Source organism: Shigella sp. FC1661, from assembly GCF_001712525.1.
GTDB lineage: Bacteria > Pseudomonadota > Gammaproteobacteria > Enterobacterales > Enterobacteriaceae > Escherichia > Escherichia coli.
In genome coordinates this window covers 1-16,038 of sequence record NZ_MDGW01000578.1, presented here as the reverse complement: position 1 = coordinate 16,038, position 16,038 = coordinate 1, and the positions used below count along the sequence as shown (strand labels likewise).

Sequence of the window (16,038 nt, the reverse complement as noted above, 5' to 3'; positions counted from 1 at the left end):
GGGCCATAAATAAGGAAAGGGTCATGATGAAGATACTCATCATCGTGGTGCTCTTAGTGATTAGCTACCCAGCATACTAAGACTACCAGGGCGGGGGAAACCCCGCTCTACCCTCACTCCTGAAAGTATGCCTTCACGTTCAGAATGTCAATCCGCAGGCTTTGCAGTCTGTGATCCTGCCAGCAAATATTCTTTGCGAGTCGTTACGCAATAATCACACTTGAAACTATTTTATCCGCAAGTCAGCGATAGACTGCATACAGGGCGAAAGGAGGTAAGCCGAAGATTTCAGCGGGATGCTGAAACGTGAAAGCCCCTCCCGAGGAAGGGGCCTTAAATAAGGAAAGGGTCATGATGAGGCTACTCATCATCGTGGTGCTCTTAGTCATTAGCTGGCCAGCTTACTAAGACTACCAGGGCGGGGGAAACCCCGCTCAACCCTCACTGCTGAAAGTATGCCTTCACGATAAGATTGTCAATCCGCAGGCTTTGCAGTCTGCGATCCTGCCAGCAAATATTCTTTGCGAGTCGTTACGCAATAATCACACTGGAAACTATTTTATCCGCAAGTCAGCGATAGACTGCATACAGGGCGAAAGGAGGTAAGCCGAAGATTTCAGCGGGACGCTGAAACGGGAAACCCTCTCCCGGAGAAGAGGGCTTTTAATAAGGAAAGGGGTATGATGAAGCACGTCATCATACTGGTGATACTCTTAGTGATTAGCTTCCAGGCTTACTAAGAACCCCAGGGGGAGGGGGAAACCTCTCCCTAACCCTCACTCCTGAAATTATGTCACTCCGCCCTTAGTGTCAATCGACGGCTCTCCGTTCTTGCGAGGCGAATAGCAAAATTTTCTGCGCCGCCGGGACTAATTCTGAAAGTTTCTTCGTTTGCTCTTATTTCATTATTGCAGTCGGTATGATACCGGACCTCAATAATTCTCTAAGAAAGGATTTCTTATGAGCGAACAAATCACGTTTGCCACCAGCGATTTTGCCAGTAACCCGGAACCACGTTGCCCCTGCATTTTGCTGCTGGATGTTTCTGGTTCTATGAACGGTAGACCCATTAATGAACTTAACGCCGGATTGGTTACCTTTCGCGATGAGCTGCTTGCCGATTCGCTGGCCTTAAAAAGAGTTGAACTCGGCATTGTGACGTTCGGCCCGGTGCATGTGGAACAACCCTTTACCAGCGCCGCTAATTTTTTCCCGCCCATCCTGTTTGCCCAGGGCGATACACCAATGGGCGCTGCCATTACCAAAGCCCTGGATATGGTAGAGGAGCGGAAACGTGAGTATCGTGCAAATGGTATTTCGTATTATCGCCCGTGGATTTTCCTGATCACCGATGGCGCTCCAACCGATGAGTGGCAGGCTGCCGCCAACAAAGTGTTTCAGGGGGAAGAAGATAAGAAGTTTGCCTTCTTTTCCATCGGTGTTCAGGGGGCGGATATGAAGACTCTGGCACAAATCAGCGTTCGTCAGCCTTTGCCACTGCAGGGATTACAATTCCGTGAACTGTTTAGCTGGTTATCCAGTTCGCTGCGTTCGGTTTCCCGCTCCACGCCGGGAACGGAAGTTGTGCTGGAAGCGCCAAAAGGCTGGACGTCAGTGTGAGCTGGCGTCTGGTTTATGCATCCGCTGTTGGAACGTCGCACATTAGCGCTGATTTACCTTGTCAGGATGCCTGCCAGATGCAGGTTGCCTGGCTAAATGACCAGCAGCCATTACTGGTGATGTTCCTTGCTGATGGCGCAGGTAGCGTTTCGCAGGGAGGAGAAGGCGCGAAGCTCGCCGTCAATGAAGCGATGGCGTTTATGGTGCAAAAAGTACAGGACGGTGAATTGGGGCTTAATGATGTCCTCGCCACAAATATGGTACTGACCATTCGTCAACGACTTTTTGCCGAGGCAGAAGCCAAAGCATTAGCAGTTCGCGATTTTGCCTGCACGTTTCTGGGATTGATTTCATCGGCTAACGGCACATTGATTATGCAAATTGGCGACGGCGGTGTAGTGGTGGATTTTGGTCGTGGTCTGGAACTGCCGCTCACGCCGATGGTGGGTGAATATGCCAATATGACGCATTTCATTAGCGATGAAGATGCTGTTTCCAGACTGGAAACTTTCACCAGCACTGAGCGTGCGCATAAAGTTGCAGCATTTACGGATGGTATTCAGCGACTGGCGTTAAATATGCTGGATAATTCTCCGCATGTGCCTTTCTTTACCCCGTTTTTCAATGGACTGGCGGCAGCAACGCAGGAACAACTCGATTTATTACCTGAATTGTTAAAGCAGTTTTTGTCCAGCCCGGCGGTAAACGAGCGTACCGATGATGATAAAACGTTGGCACTGGCGCTGTGGTTACCATGAAACCCACTTTATATACTGCTACTGGTGAGTGCGTTACGCCAGGCCGTGAACTGGGCAAAGGTGGCGAAGGCGCGGTTTATGATATCAATGAGTTTGTCGATAGCGTCGCCAAGATTTATCACACGCCGCCACCCGCCTTAAAACAGGACAAACTTGCCTTTATGGCTGCGACAGCTGACGCGCAGTTGGTGAATTATGTCGCCTGGCCGCAGGCAACGCTTCACGGTGGGCGAGGCGGAAAGGTTATCGGTTTTATGATGCCAAAAGTTTCTGGTAAAGAACCGATTCATATGATCTATAGCCCGGCACATCGTCGCCAGAGTTACCCTCATTGTGCGTGGGATTTTCTACTCTATGTTGCGCGCAATATTGCTTCATCTTTTGCTACGGTTCACGAGCACGGGCACGTCGTGGGGGACGTAAACCAGAACAGCTTTATGGTAGGTCGCGACAGCAAAGTGGTGTTGATCGATAGTGACTCCTTTCAGATTAACGCCAATGGCACACTGCATTTATGCGAAGTCGGCGTGTCGCATTTTACGCCGCCAGAGCTACAAACCTTGCCATCATTTGTCGGTTTTGAACGTACCGCGAATCACGATAATTTTGGCCTTGCGTTGCTGATTTTTCACGTCTTGTTTGGTGGGCGGCATCCTTATTCTGGTGTGCCGCTTATCTCTGATGCGGGTAATGCGCTGGAGACGGATATTGCCCATTTCCGTTATGCCTACGCGTCAGACAACCAGCGACGTGGTTTAAAACCGCCGCCACGATCGATTCCGCTGTCGATGTTACCGGGCGATGTTGAAGCCATGTTTCAGCAGGCGTTTACGGAAAGTGGCGTAGCAACCGGGCGTCCGACGGCTAAAGCGTGGGTAGCAGCACTGGATTCTCTACGCCAACAGTTAAAGAAATGTACCGTTTCGGCAATGCATGTTTATCCCGCTCATTTGACCGACTGCCCGTGGTGTACGCTGGATAATCAAGGCGTTATCTATTTTATTGATCTCGGCGAAGAGGTCATTACCACCGGCGGTGATTTTGTGCTGGCGAAAGTCTGGGCGATGGTGATGGCGTCAGTAGCGCCGCCAGCATTGCAACTGCCATTACCCGATCATTTCCAACCGACTGGCAGGCCGCTTCCTTTAGGCCTGTTACGGCGCGAATACATCATTCTGATTGAGATCGCACTGTCAGCGTTATCGCTGCTGCTTTGCGGCCTTCAGGCAGAACCGCGTTATATTATTTTGGTTCCTGTGCTGGCGGCTATCTGGATTATTGGCAGTCTGACAAGCAAAGCGTACAAAGCAGAAGTTCAGCAACGCCGTGAGGCATTTAATCGCGCGAAAATGGACTATGACCATTTAGTCAGCCAGAGCCAACAGTTGGGCGGGCTGGAAGGTTTTATCGCCAAACGGACGATGCTCGAAAAAATGAAGGACGAAATTCTCGGGTTACCGGAAGAAGAAAAACGTGCTCTGGCAGCACTTCACGACACCGCAAGGGAACGGCAGAAGCAGAAGTTTCTGGAGGGATTTTTTATTGATGTTGCCTCTATTCCCGGCGTTGGCCCTGCGCGTAAAGCGGCGTTACGGTCCTTTGGTATTGAAACAGCAGCGGATGTTACCCGTCGTGGGGTTAAGCAAGTTAAAGGGTTTGGTGATCATCTGACCCAGGCGGTCATCGACTGGAAAGCGAGCTGTGAACGCCGTTTTGTGTTCAGGCCGAACGAAGCGGTAACGCCTGCAGAAAGACAAGCGGTAATGGCGAAAATGGCCGCCAAACGACATCGGCTGGAATTGGCGTTGACTGTCGGCGCGACAGAGTTGCAGCGATTCCGCCTTCATGCTCCAGCACGGACCATGCCGTTGATGGAACCGTTACGTCAGGCGGCAGAAAAACTGGCTCAGGCGCAGGCAGATTTAAGTCGCTGCTGAGCCATTTTTCAATTAACGAAACACCACTTCCGCCCAGCGTGCCAGCCCGGCGGTGACGGAGCCAAAGTCATCGCCGCCTGCAATCGGAATGCCCGGCAACTGTTCTGCCAGCGCTTTTTTAATCAGCGGCGAACGGGCGCTACCGCCGGTCAGGTAGATGACATCCGGTTTTTCCTGGGCGTTATCCAGGGCCAGTTGCACCTGTTCCAGAATCCGCGCCAGTGGCTGGCTGAGGGCGCTTTCCAGCCCTTGCTGGCTAATCAGCGTAGCCAGTTCATCGCTGATAAACGGCAGTGAGGCGCGGGTTTCCGCTACGCTTGAAAGAGCAATTTTGCACTCTTCTGCGCTACGCACCAGGCGATAGCTTAAACGCTGACGCCAGATTTTCTGTAGCAGGGCCACTTTTTCCGGTTCGCGGGCATCGCGTACCAGATCGTTAAGCAGACGACCGTTGGCACTACTGTAGAAATCACTCTGCGCAGGTACGTCGTTGATGGCCACCGCATTCCACCACGGCAGAATCGGCAGGGCGATGCCTTTTTCGGTTTCGCCCCCCATACCCAGCAGTGGCATCAGGTTTTTAAACGCTAGTGCGATATCCAGATCGTTACCGCCAATACGGTAACCACTGTGACCCAGCAGGCTGGCTTCACGATCGAGACGCGAACGCCACTGCGGCCCCATCAGCAGCAATGAACAGTCAGTCGTACCACCGCCGATATCCACCACCAGTACCCGTTTTTCTTCCTGTAAGGTGGCTTCGTAATCCAGCCCAGCCGCTACCGGCTCGTACTGGAATACCACGTCCCTGAATCCGGCACGCTTCGCCGCGCGTTCCAGAATCCCTTGCGCCTGGGTGTTTGCTTCATCACCGCCCAGACCCTGAAAGTTGATCGGGCGACCAATCACCGCCTGAGTAATCGTTTCTGGCAGCTGTGCCTGCGCCTGCTGGCGAATGTGCAACATCATTGCGCAGACCAGATCCTCAAACAGCGCTACCTGCTGCGGTTTTAAGCCGCTGGCACCGAGGAACGATTTTGGTGATTTCACAAACCACACTTCTTCCGGATCATCAATGTACTGTGCCAGTGAGGAAAGACCGAACTGCACGCTTTTCGCCGTAACATCGATATCTTCTTCGTGGTTATAACGAATCGCCCGACGTAACAGCGCCTGCGTTTCATCGTCGTCTGCCGGAACATCATGATGGCGGTACAGCCATTCGCTTACCGCCTCACGCGTTGGCGCGCAAAGCATTGAAGGCAGCAGCGTGCTGTCGTTTTCCATTTTTAGCAAGTGCGGTTTACCGTCACGCATGATCGCCACTGAACAGTTTGCTGTACCGTAATCAAAACCAATAAACACGAAATAATCCCCATGCCGGTGAAGAAGGGGCGTGACTTTAGCGAAATGTTGCCGTCGCGACAACCGGAATATGAAAGCAAAGCGCAGCGTCTGAATAACGTTTATGCTGAAAGCGGATGAATAAGGAGATGCGATGTATACCCTGAACTGGCAGCCGCCGTATGACTGGTCGTGGATGTTGGGATTTCTCGCCGCCCGTGCAGTGAGTGGTGTGGAAACGGTCGCTGACGATTATTATGCCCGTAGTCTGGCGGTGGGCGAATATCGCGGCGTGGTGACTGCTATTCCGGATATAGCCCGCCATACTCTGCACATAAATTTAAGTGCAGGTTTAGAACCCGTTGCCGCTGAGTGTCTGGCGAAAATGAGCCGCCTGCTTGATCTGCAATGTAACCCGCAGATTGTTAACGGTGCGTTGGGCAAGTTAGGCGCGGCGCGGCCCGGATTGCGTTTACCCGGCAGTGTTGATGCTTTTGAGCAGGGCGTGCGGGCGATTTTAGGCCAACTGGTGAGCGTGGCGATGGCGGCAAAATTGACCGCCAAAGTGGTACAGCTTTATGGCGAACGGCTGGATGATTTTCCGGAGTATATCTGCTTCCCCACGCCTCAGCGGCTGGCAGCAGCCGACCCGCAGGCATTAAAAGCGTTAGGCATGCCATTGAAACGGGCAGAGGCGCTGATTCATCTGGCAAATGCGGCGCTGGAGGGCAGCTTACCAATGACAATACCGGGCGACGTAGAACAAGCGATGAAAACGCTGCAAACTTTTCCGGATATCGGACGCTGGACGGCGAATTATTTCGCTTTGCGTGGCTGGCAGGCGAAAGATGTTTTCCTGCCGGATGATTATCTGATTAAACAGCAATTTCCGGGAATGACACCGGCGCAAATCCGCCGTTATGCCGAACGCTGGAAGCCCTGGCGTTCTTATGCGCTGTTGCATATCTGGTATACGGAAGGCTGGCAACCAGACGAAGCATGACGTTGGTCGCCGGATGCGGTGCGAGCGCCTTATCCGGCCTGGGGAATGAGCGATTTGTAGGCATGATAAGACGCGTTAGCGTCGCATCAGGCGATGGGGAAGCACGCCTCAGTTAATCGCGAAATAACTACTATTCACCAGCAAATCCAGCGGTTGGGCATCGGCAATCACATCACCATAAATCAGATCGACGCCGATGCCAGAAAGCGTATCCATCACTAAGGGTAAAACGACTGGCCCGGCGATGGTTTTCATCCCGAGTCGCTGAGCGTGCCCCTGAATAATCGTAATCAGCATCTCATCCATCAAATTACCCTGCACGTTGGCGCATAACTCACCATCAAGTAGCAGGTAATCTGCCATATTCGCTTTCAGCGAGTTGAAGATTTGCAGATCGCGGCCCACCTGGTTGAGCACTATCCGACATCCCGCCAGCCGCAGTTTTTGCACGCTTTCTGCGTGCTCTAAAATCGCTTCAGCCGGAATAATCAGATGTAATAACCGTGGTGGTAGAGGGCTGTTTTCCAGCTGCTCAAGCAGATCATTCACCAGCGTGGCGCTACTCAAACCGGCAACGGAAAGGGGGAGGGCGATGCTTATGCCTTTACTGGCAACCGCTTTTGCGGCCTGCTGGAAAAATTCGTGGAATACCCGGCGGTCAAGAGCATGGCTAAGCGCCGGATCGCTGAAGCTACGACGAAATGTTTGTTCATCAATAATCTCGCCTTCGCAACTCCAGAGCTTAAGTGAAATCAGCCACAAATTACGCGCTTCCGGGATCCGTGGCAAAGCGACACCGTGGGCGAGCATCATCAACTGATTCTCTTTAATCATCCGCCACTGTTCATCAAGCGACATCGCCGCCCGTTCGCTATGTGCGGCAGCTTGCTGCGGTTCGTAAACCGTCACCCGGCCCCGGCCACCATTTTTGGAGGCATAACAGGCGATATCAGCCTGCGACATCACTTCTGCCGCCTGATGATTATTGTCATCGATCAAGGTAATCCCGGCGCTGGCACCTACCCGATGTACCCGGCCTTCCCATATAAAGTGATAGTCATTCACAGCACTGATAATACGTGTAGCGATAAAACGAGCGCTTTCAACATTGCAGTCTGGCAGCAGCAGACCAAATTCATCACCGCCGAGCCGCGCCAGCACGTCACTGGAGCGCAGCATACTCAGCATCAACGACGCCAGTTCGCGCAGCAAAGCGTCGCCCGCCGCATGCCCGGCGCTGTCATTCACCGCTTTAAAGCGATCAAGATCGATAAACACCAGTGCATGTCGCTGATGCGTACTGTTTACCGTTTGCAGCAGGATACGCAGTTGTTTCTCAAAACTGGCGCGGTTGGCGAGATGCGTCAGTGCATCATGGGAGGCGCTGTAGCTCAGCTGGCGCAGCATTTTGCGTGATTCGGTAACGTCCTGAATCACCAGAACCGAACCAATATTGCTGCCGTCCAGAGTACTTAACGGCGTAATACTGTAATGCACGTCGTAACTGCCGCCGCTCCGACAGTGCAACACCACATCTTGTTCGATCGCGGAACGTGAGGTGTCGGCACTGTAAATGTTCTCCATTAATGGTCCGTTGTCGCCAAAAGTAATATGCAACACCGTCAGGAGCGGAACACCTAACGCTTCTTCCTGCGTCCAGCCGCTCATCTTCTCCGCCACTGGATTCATAAAGGTAATTTTCATCGCCATATCAATACAGACCACGGCTTCGCCGATGGAGTCCAGCGTAATGTGCAGGCGCTCTTTTTCCTGAAACAATGCCTCGTTAAGCTGTTTAACCTCAGTCATATCCATATTAATGCCGAGCAGGCGTTCGACTTCGCCTTCTTTATTCAGTACCCGGTTGGCGAGGGCGCGGATATGGCGAATACCGTCTTTTACGGTAATGCGAAATTCCAGTTTAAAGGGCGAGCATGATTGCAACGAATCACGAATCACTTTTTCGGCATGCTGGCGATCTTCCGGCAGCACGCACTCGTACCACACCTGCCAGTTCGGTTTGATATGTGGAGGAATTTCATACAGCTCGAACATCCGCTTATCCCAGCTAAAAATATTCGGCTTCAACTCCCACTCCCAGATGCCAATCCCGCCCGCTTCGTTAGCCAGCGTGATGTGCTCCATCAGTTGCTGATTGACCTGTTCGGTGCGTTTTAGCTCGTTAATGTCTTCAATCTGAGCGATAAAATAGAGCGGCGTGCCATCCGTGTGGCGCACCAGTGAGACGGCAAGCAACGCCCAGACAACATCGCCATTGCGGTTGTAGTAACGTTTTTCCATTGAATAGGTGTTTATTTCACCGCTTATCAGCTTTTCAACCTGTTGGAGATCTTTATTGAGATCCTCCGGCCAGGTCAGTTGCTGGAAGGTGAGTCCGCGCAGCTCTTCCTGACTGTAACCGAGAAACTGGCAGAGTGCTTTGTTGGATTGCAGCCATTGTCCCTCGGTGCCCACTAACGCCATGCCGATAGCGGAATATTCCATCGCGTTCCGAAAACGGGTTTCGCTTTCGGAAATGTGTTTGCGTTCCGCACGAAAGGCATACATCACCATGGTCATGATGTTGGCGGGCAGCAGGATCAGCAAAAACGGTAGCCACGGCATATGGCTCATCAGGTACGTACGCGGCGTAGCAAGCAGGGAGGGATCCGCGGCCATCATCAGCGACACCATCATCACCGTGGTAAGGAAGATCAAAAAGGCTTCCATTCGTGGCAGGCGCACGGCGCTCCACATCAACAGCACAATAATGAAAGTAAAAGGCCACGGCAGATACAGCATCGAAAGCCAGCTTAACGTCAGTGTGATGGCTAACGTGAGCAGCGACTCAAAAAGCAACCGTGGGTTGCGATGGCGCAGCAGATAGTGTGGTTTAAATAACAATCCCAGCGGCACCAGTGCCAGAGCGCCGATGGATTCTGACAGTACCCATATCAAAAATGCCCTGAGAGGATCGTCTCCGGGCGTCAGCAGGACAACCAGAACACCCCCCAACAGAGGTGGAACAATGGCGCTGCCGAGTGCCAGACGCAGCCAGTCAGCCAGATTTTGCAAGGGGTTATACCACGGCAGCAATTTACGTAGCAGCACTGCCCCGACCACGGCTTCAACAATATTGATGGTCGTCCAGGTCATGTTCAGCGAGCTGGTGGAAAAAAGCAGGATGGATGCGGCGATATTTCCCAGCGAACAGCTCAGCGCAATTCCCGGCCACATGCGCCCGGCATGGCGATAAAACGCCACCATCATGATGGACGTCGGGAACCACAGTGGGGCGAGTTGGGTGCCAAACTGCGAAAGCTCAAGCGAGAAAAGGGTGAAGATAAACGAGACTAAACCTAAACTGACCTGGTGAAGCAGCGGGTGGGGCAGGGCAATTAATACATGCTGTGATTGTTTGCTCATTACCGCTTTATCCGCAAGGCCAGGTCGCCAGTATTCGTTTCTGTGTTTATGCTAGTACAAAAGTTTTACATTTTATATGCGAATTGCTCATAAAGTGACGTAAAGGCGGATAATTTGCGCAACTGCGTATAACATTTTTTACTTTGTATAAAACTGATCAACGTAATTTGCCACCGGGAATTCTTCGTCAACAATTAACTCTGAGCGCGCGGCAACGTTATTCGACTGGTATCAGGCGGATGAAATCCCTATAATTGCCGCGTTTGGCGCTTCGTCGCCCCCTTCCTAACATCCAGGTTAATCAGGTCGCTAAATATATGACTGATCAGTCTCATCAGTGCGTCATTATCGGTATCGCTGGCGCATCGGCTTCCGGCAAGAGTCTTATTGCCAGTACCCTTTATCGTGAATTACGTGAGCAAGTCGGTGATGAACACATCGGCGTAATTCCCGAAGACTGCTATTACAAAGATCAAAGCCATCTGTCGATGGAAGAACGCGTTAAGACCAACTACGACCATCCCAGCGCGATGGATCACAGTCTGCTGCTTGAGCATTTACAAGCGTTGAAACGCGGCTCGGCAATTGACCTGCCGGTTTACAGCTATGTTGAACATACGCGTATGAAAGAAACGGTGACGGTTGAGCCGAAGAAGGTCATCATTCTCGAAGGCATTTTGTTGCTGACGGATGCGCGTTTGCGTGACGAACTTAACTTCTCCATTTTCGTTGATACCCCGCTGGATATCTGCCTGATGCGCCGCATCAAGCGTGACGTTAACGAGCGTGGGCGTTCAATGGATTCCGTGATGGCGCAATATCAAAAAACCGTGCGCCCGATGTTCCTGCAATTCATTGAGCCTTCTAAACAATATGCGGACATTATCGTGCCGCGCGGCGGGAAAAACCGCATCGCGATCGATATATTGAAAGCGAAAATAAGTCAGTTCTTTGAATAAGCTTGATAAATTGTGTACCGTTCAGTGATAACCTGGTATGCCCTTGACGTAATTGGCGTTAAGGGAGTGATGCGCGAAAGGAGAAAATGCCATGCGTCTGTGTGACCGAGATATTGAAGCCTGGCTTGATGAAGGCCGTTTGTCGATCAACCCACGTCCGCCAGTGGAGCGTATTAACGGCGCGACGGTGGATGTACGCCTGGGCAATAAATTTCGTACCTTCCGTGGTCACACGGCAGCGTTTATCGATCTGAGCGGTCCCAAAGATGAAGTGAGCGCCGCGCTTGACCGCGTGATGAGCGATGAGATCGTTCTCGACGAGGGCGAGGCGTTCTATCTTCACCCAGGAGAGCTGGCGCTGGCGGTGACGCTGGAGTCGGTGACGCTGCCAGCCGATCTGGTGGGCTGGCTGGACGGGCGTTCCTCACTGGCGCGTCTGGGGCTGATGGTGCACGTCACCGCGCACCGTATCGATCCGGGCTGGTCTGGTTGCATTGTGCTGGAGTTCTACAACTCCGGTAAGCTGCCGCTGGCGCTGCGTCCGGGCATGTTAATTGGTGCGCTGAGCTTTGAGCCGCTTTCCGGCCCGGCGGCGCGACCTTACAACCGCCGTGAAGATGCGAAATATCGCAACCAGCAGGGCGCGGTAGCCAGCCGAATCGATAAAGACTAATTCAGGCCCATTGAGGATACCATGAGACGATTTCTGACGACGCTGATGATACTCCAGGTCGTGCTGGTGGCCGGGTTATCTGCGTTAGTGTTGCTGGTGAATCCGAATGATTTCCGCGACTATATGGTCAAGCAAGTTGCTGCACGTAGCGGTTATCAATTGCAGCTCGACGGGCCACTGCGTTGGCACGTCTGGCCGCAGCTTAGTATCCTCTCCGGGCGAATGTCTCTCACCGCCCAGGGCGCGACCCAGCCACTGGTTCGCGCCGACAACATGCGCCTGGACGTGGCGCTTTTACCACTACTGAGTCATCAACTGAGCATTAAGCAGGTGATGCTAAAAGGGGCGGTGATCCAACTGACGCCGCAGACGGAAGCGGTGCGCAGTGAAGACGCTCCGGTTGCACCGCGCGACAATACCTTGCCGGATCTGTCAGACGATCGCGGATGGTCGTTTGATATATCCAGTCTTAAGGTGGTGGACAGCGTTCTGGTGTTCCAGCATGAAGATGACGAGCAGGTGACAATCCGCAATATCCGCCTGCAAATGGAACAAGATCCCCAACATCGTGGCTCATTTGAGTTCTCCGGGCGGGTTAATCGCGATCAGCGCGATCTCACGATATCCCTTAACGGTACGGTAGATGCTTCTGATTATCCGCATGATTTAACGGCGGCTATTGAACAAATTAACTGGCAGTTGCAGGGTGCAGATTTACCAAAACAAGGTATTCAGGGGCAGGGGAGTTTCCAGGCCCAGTGGCAGGAGTCACATAAACGCCTTTCATTTAACCAAATTAGTTTGACCGCCAATGACAGTACGCTGAGCGGGCAAGCACAGGTTACGCTGACAGAGAAACCGGAATGGCAGCTGAGGCTGCAATTCCCGCAACTGAATCTTGACAACCTCATCCCGCTTAATGAAACAGCGAATGGTGAAAACGGTGCCGCGCAGCAGGGGCAGAGCCAATCAACGTTGCCGCGCCCGGTTATTTCTTCGCGTATTGATGAACCGGCCTATCAGGGACTGCAAGGCTTTACGGCTGATATTTTGTTGCAGGCCAGTAACGTGCGCTGGCGCGGAATGAATTTTACAGATGTTGCCACGCAAATGACCAACAAGTCGGGTTTGCTGGAAATTACTCAACTGCAGGGCAAACTTAACGGTGGACAGGTTTCACTGCCGGGCACGCTGGACGCGACATCAATAAATCCGCGGATAAACTTCCAGCCACGGCTGGAAAACGTTGAGATTGGTACCATTCTGAAGGCGTTTAACTATCCGATTTCGTTGACCGGAAAAATGTCACTGGCTGGTGATTTCTCCGGTGCTGACATAGATGCCGACGCATTCCGCCACAACTGGCAAGGACAGGCACATGTCGAAATGACCGACACGCGCATGGAAGGGATGAACTTCCAGCAGATGATTCAGCAAGCGGTAGAACGTAATGGTGGTGATGTGAAGGCCGCTGAAAACTTTGATAACGTGACGCGGCTTGACCGCTTTACCACCGATTTGACGTTGAAGGATGGCGTCGTGACGTTAAACGACATGCAAGGTCAATCGCCTGTGCTGGCGCTTACAGGGGAAGGTATGTTGAATCTGGCAGATCAAACCTGCGACACCCAGTTTGATATTCGGGTCGTGGGTGGCTGGAACGGGGAAAGCAAACTGATTGATTTCCTCAAAGAAACGCCAGTACCGCTGCGGGTTTATGGCAACTGGCAGCAACTCAATTACAGTCTGCAAGTGGATCAGTTACTGCGCAAACATCTACAGGACGAAGCGAAACGTCGCCTGAATGACTGGGCCGAGCGGAATAAAGATTCCCGCAATGGCAAAGATGTGAAGAAGTTGCTGGAGAAGATGTAGATTACCAGGTGACCTGTCCTGTAGGCCTGATAAGACGCGTAAAGCGTCGCATCAGGCGTTCGCGGCGGCACCATTATATTCTGAATATGTAAGATCGAAGGCTGTTCCGTTCACTTGATGTTCCTCACTACTATGGAACGCTCAAGCCGGTGAACGTGCCAGGGTGGCTCAATCGCCACCACCCTGGCAACCCGGGCTCCCGGCGGTAAATCGCCGCTGGCGCGGTTCCCTCATCTTATTCCTTTCGGCTATCGGGTACGGGCGCGAGGTAACATCCCTGTAAAACGCGCCCTCAGCCCACATCCATGTGGGCTGCCCCGGCCTACAGGAAACGATTCGGCGATTTACAGCCGGACCCACACCCCCGCTGTAATGTCCATGTACCACAGACAACGCTTCATTGCTGAAGTTATAAGGCGTCACGCAGCATCGGGTAAAATGACCGATACCATCACACCTCGTACTCCATCTCGCCATCCTTACGCAGCGGTATAATCTGCACCTTCTGCACGCGATGGCTTTCTACCTGCAACGTTTTAAGCAAATAATCCCCCACCTGAACTTCTTCGCCAGGTTTTGGAATACGCTGCAAATACTCCATCAACAGCCCGGCAATGGTGTGATATTCACGTTTTTCATCCAGCGGCAGCGGCACATATTGCACCAGATCCTCCAGCGGCATATGACCATTCGCCGTCCAGGAACCGTCCGCATTCTTCTGAATATCATGGCGGGCGTCGATCTCTTCCACTTCGTTCGGTAAGTTACCGGCAATGGTTTCAGTGACGTCACTTAATGTCACAATCCCTTCCACCGAGCCAAACTCATCCACCACAAAAGCAAAGTGTGTGCGGGCATTACGGAACTGCTCCAGGGCAGGTAACAACGGCAAGGTTTCCGGGAACACCAGCGGCTGGCGAATCAACACCCGCAGGTTGAGCGGTTCGCCGCGCAGTGATTGTTGTAACAGGTCGATAACGTGAACAACACCGAGCAAATCTTCCGCGTCATCGCCATCAGTAACCACCAGCCGCGTATGCTGATTTCGCTCCAGCAACTGGCGGATTTCTTCTTCCGGCGCGTTGAGATCGATATGCTCAATATCGTGGCGCGACGTCATAATGCTGCTGACAGTACGCTGGTTAAGATTAAGTACCCGCTCAATCATCCGCCGTTCCTGCGGATTAAAGATCTGCTGGTTACCATGATCCACCAGCATGGACGCGGTTTCGGCGTCCAGTTCCGCATCCTCTTTTTGCCCGCTAAGCAGACGCATTACCGCTTCGGTAGTCCGCTGGCGCAGTGTCTGGTTAGCGGAAAGAAAACGTCGCCGGTTAAAGATAGCCAACTGATTGAGCGCCTCGATCATCACCGAGAAACCAATGGCAGCGTACAGGTAGCCTTTCGGAATGACGAAGCCGAAACCTTCTGCCACCAGGCTAAAGCCAATCATCAACAGGAAGCTTAAGCAGAGAATAACGATGGTCGGGTGACTGTTAACAAATTGCGTTAACGGCTTGCTGGCCATCAACATCAGGCTGATAGCGATAACCACGGCGGCCATCATGACCAGTAAATGGTCGACCATCCCGACGGCGGTAATCACTGAGTCGAGTGAGAAGATGGCGTCCAGTACCACAATTTGCGTCACCACGCCCCAGAACTTCGCACCTTTGCGTTGTGTGGGATTATTGCTGTCTTTCCCTTCCAGCCGTTCGTTCAGCTCCATCGTGGCTTTGAACAACAGGAAGAAACCACCAAACAGCATGATTAAGTCGCGGGCGCTAAAGGTAAACGAGCGGAAGCTGAACAGCGGTTGAGTCAGGGTGACCAGCCAGGAGATTGACGCCAGCAGTAACAGGCGCATTAACATCGCCAGCAGCAGCCCGGTAACCCGTGCGCGGTCGCGCTGCTTCGGCGGTAGTTTTTCGGCGAGGATGGCAATAAAGACCAGGTTATCAATGCCGAGGACCAGTTCGATCACAATCAGCGTGATTAACCCGGCCCAGATAGACGGATCGGCAATCCATTCCATAGTAAGTACAAAACCTATTCGTTGTATGACAAATGTCACAATTCGATCATGGATAAATCGGGGCAAAAATGCAATGTTGCAGCACTATTTATCTCATATTATTTGAGGGTAATAACCTCACATTATCCCTGAATTAAAAGTGGTAATAATAAAACATCATTTAAGAAATATCGCATGTGGAGGCGCAATATTAAATATTGTCAACCTAAAGAAAATCCTAAAAACCATATTGAATGACACTTAATATAATTCTTAAAAATAGCCAATTGCCGAATTGTTACCTTGCCTGCTATTCCGTTAGCGGTGATGCTGCCAACTTACTGATTTAGTGTATGATGGTGTTTTTGAGGTGCTCCAGTGGCTTCTGTTTCTATCAGCTGTCCCTCCTGTTCAGCTACTGACGGGGTG

At 52.1% G+C, this 16,038-nt stretch carries 14 protein-coding genes; 11 read left to right on the top strand and 3 right to left on the bottom strand.

What is annotated here, in order from left to right:
- Positions 1-23: 23 nt before the first annotated feature.
- The 6 genes from BFF42_RS23375 (at position 24) to yegI (ending at position 4,315) form a co-directional block, all read left to right on the top strand.
- Complete coding sequence (locus BFF42_RS23375) at positions 24-80, top strand: type I toxin-antitoxin system Ibs family toxin (RefSeq protein ID WP_012767742.1); 57 nt, start codon at positions 24-26, stop codon at positions 78-80.
- Positions 81-351: 271 nt separating this feature from the next.
- The gene (locus BFF42_RS23370) at positions 352-408 is read left to right on the top strand and encodes a type I toxin-antitoxin system Ibs family toxin (protein ID WP_114142527.1); all 57 of its coding nucleotides are present in this window, start codon (positions 352-354) and stop codon (positions 406-408) included.
- 272 nt (positions 409-680) lie between these two features.
- Positions 681-740, top strand: coding sequence for a type I toxin-antitoxin system toxin IbsA (gene ibsA / locus BFF42_RS23365; RefSeq protein WP_010723109.1), 60 nt, complete (start codon positions 681-683; stop codon positions 738-740).
- A 220-nt stretch (positions 741-960) separates the two neighbouring features.
- The gene (locus BFF42_RS23360; RefSeq protein ID WP_000003160.1) at positions 961-1,620 is read left to right on the top strand and encodes a vWA domain-containing protein; all 660 of its coding nucleotides are present in this window, start codon (positions 961-963) and stop codon (positions 1,618-1,620) included.
- Positions 1,617-2,378: a PP2C family serine/threonine-protein phosphatase gene (locus BFF42_RS23355; RefSeq protein WP_000119055.1), complete on the top strand. Its 762-nt coding sequence runs from the start codon at positions 1,617-1,619 to the stop codon at positions 2,376-2,378. Before BFF42_RS23360 ends, BFF42_RS23355 begins: the two co-directional genes overlap by 4 nt.
- Positions 2,375-4,315 carry a protein kinase YegI gene (yegI, locus tag BFF42_RS23350; RefSeq protein WP_039060133.1) on the top strand — a complete coding sequence of 647 codons (1,941 nt, stop codon included), beginning with the start codon at positions 2,375-2,377 and terminating at the stop codon, positions 4,313-4,315. The genes BFF42_RS23355 and yegI overlap by 4 nt, the downstream gene beginning before the upstream one ends.
- A 12-nt stretch (positions 4,316-4,327) precedes the next feature.
- Here the strand turns inward: yegI and yegD are convergent, their stop codons facing one another.
- A complete protein-coding gene (gene yegD, locus BFF42_RS23345) occupies positions 4,328-5,680 on the bottom strand; it encodes a molecular chaperone (protein WP_000469639.1) in 1,353 nt (450 codons plus the stop codon).
- A 133-nt stretch (positions 5,681-5,813) separates the two neighbouring features.
- On the opposite strand from yegD, the gene alkA reads away from it, so the two are divergent.
- Positions 5,814-6,662: a DNA-3-methyladenine glycosylase 2 gene (alkA, locus tag BFF42_RS23340; RefSeq protein ID WP_039060134.1), complete on the top strand. Its 849-nt coding sequence runs from the start codon at positions 5,814-5,816 to the stop codon at positions 6,660-6,662.
- Positions 6,663-6,770: 108 nt separating this feature from the next.
- Here alkA and BFF42_RS23335 read toward each other — a convergent pair whose 3' ends face one another.
- Positions 6,771-10,088 carry a diguanylate cyclase gene (locus tag BFF42_RS23335; protein WP_039060135.1) on the bottom strand — a complete coding sequence of 1,106 codons (3,318 nt, stop codon included), beginning with the start codon at positions 10,086-10,088 and terminating at the stop codon, positions 6,771-6,773.
- A gap of 317 nt (positions 10,089-10,405) precedes the next feature.
- Here BFF42_RS23335 and udk point away from each other — a divergent pair, with 317 nt between their 5' ends.
- The 3 genes from udk to asmA all read left to right on the top strand — a co-directional run bounded on the left by udk (position 10,406) and on the right by asmA (position 13,595).
- On the top strand, positions 10,406-11,047 hold the full coding sequence (udk, locus tag BFF42_RS23330) for a uridine kinase (RefSeq protein ID WP_001295424.1): 642 nt from the start codon (positions 10,406-10,408) through the stop codon (positions 11,045-11,047).
- Between the two features lie 91 nt (positions 11,048-11,138).
- Entirely contained in the window at positions 11,139-11,720 is a 582-nt protein-coding gene (dcd, locus tag BFF42_RS23325) for a dCTP deaminase (protein WP_001234767.1), read from the top strand.
- A 21-nt stretch (positions 11,721-11,741) separates the two neighbouring features.
- Positions 11,742-13,595 carry an outer membrane assembly protein AsmA gene (gene asmA / locus BFF42_RS23320; RefSeq protein WP_039060137.1) on the top strand — a complete coding sequence of 618 codons (1,854 nt, stop codon included), beginning with the start codon at positions 11,742-11,744 and terminating at the stop codon, positions 13,593-13,595.
- A gap of 451 nt (positions 13,596-14,046) precedes the next feature.
- Here asmA and BFF42_RS23315 read toward each other — a convergent pair whose 3' ends face one another.
- Entirely contained in the window at positions 14,047-15,630 is a 1,584-nt protein-coding gene (locus BFF42_RS23315) for a TerC family protein (protein WP_000454701.1), read from the bottom strand.
- Between the two features lie 357 nt (positions 15,631-15,987).
- Here BFF42_RS23315 and BFF42_RS28480 point away from each other — a divergent pair.
- Positions 15,988-16,038 (top strand): IS1 family transposase (locus BFF42_RS28480; RefSeq protein WP_165888145.1); only part of this gene is annotated, 51 nt, incomplete at its 3' end.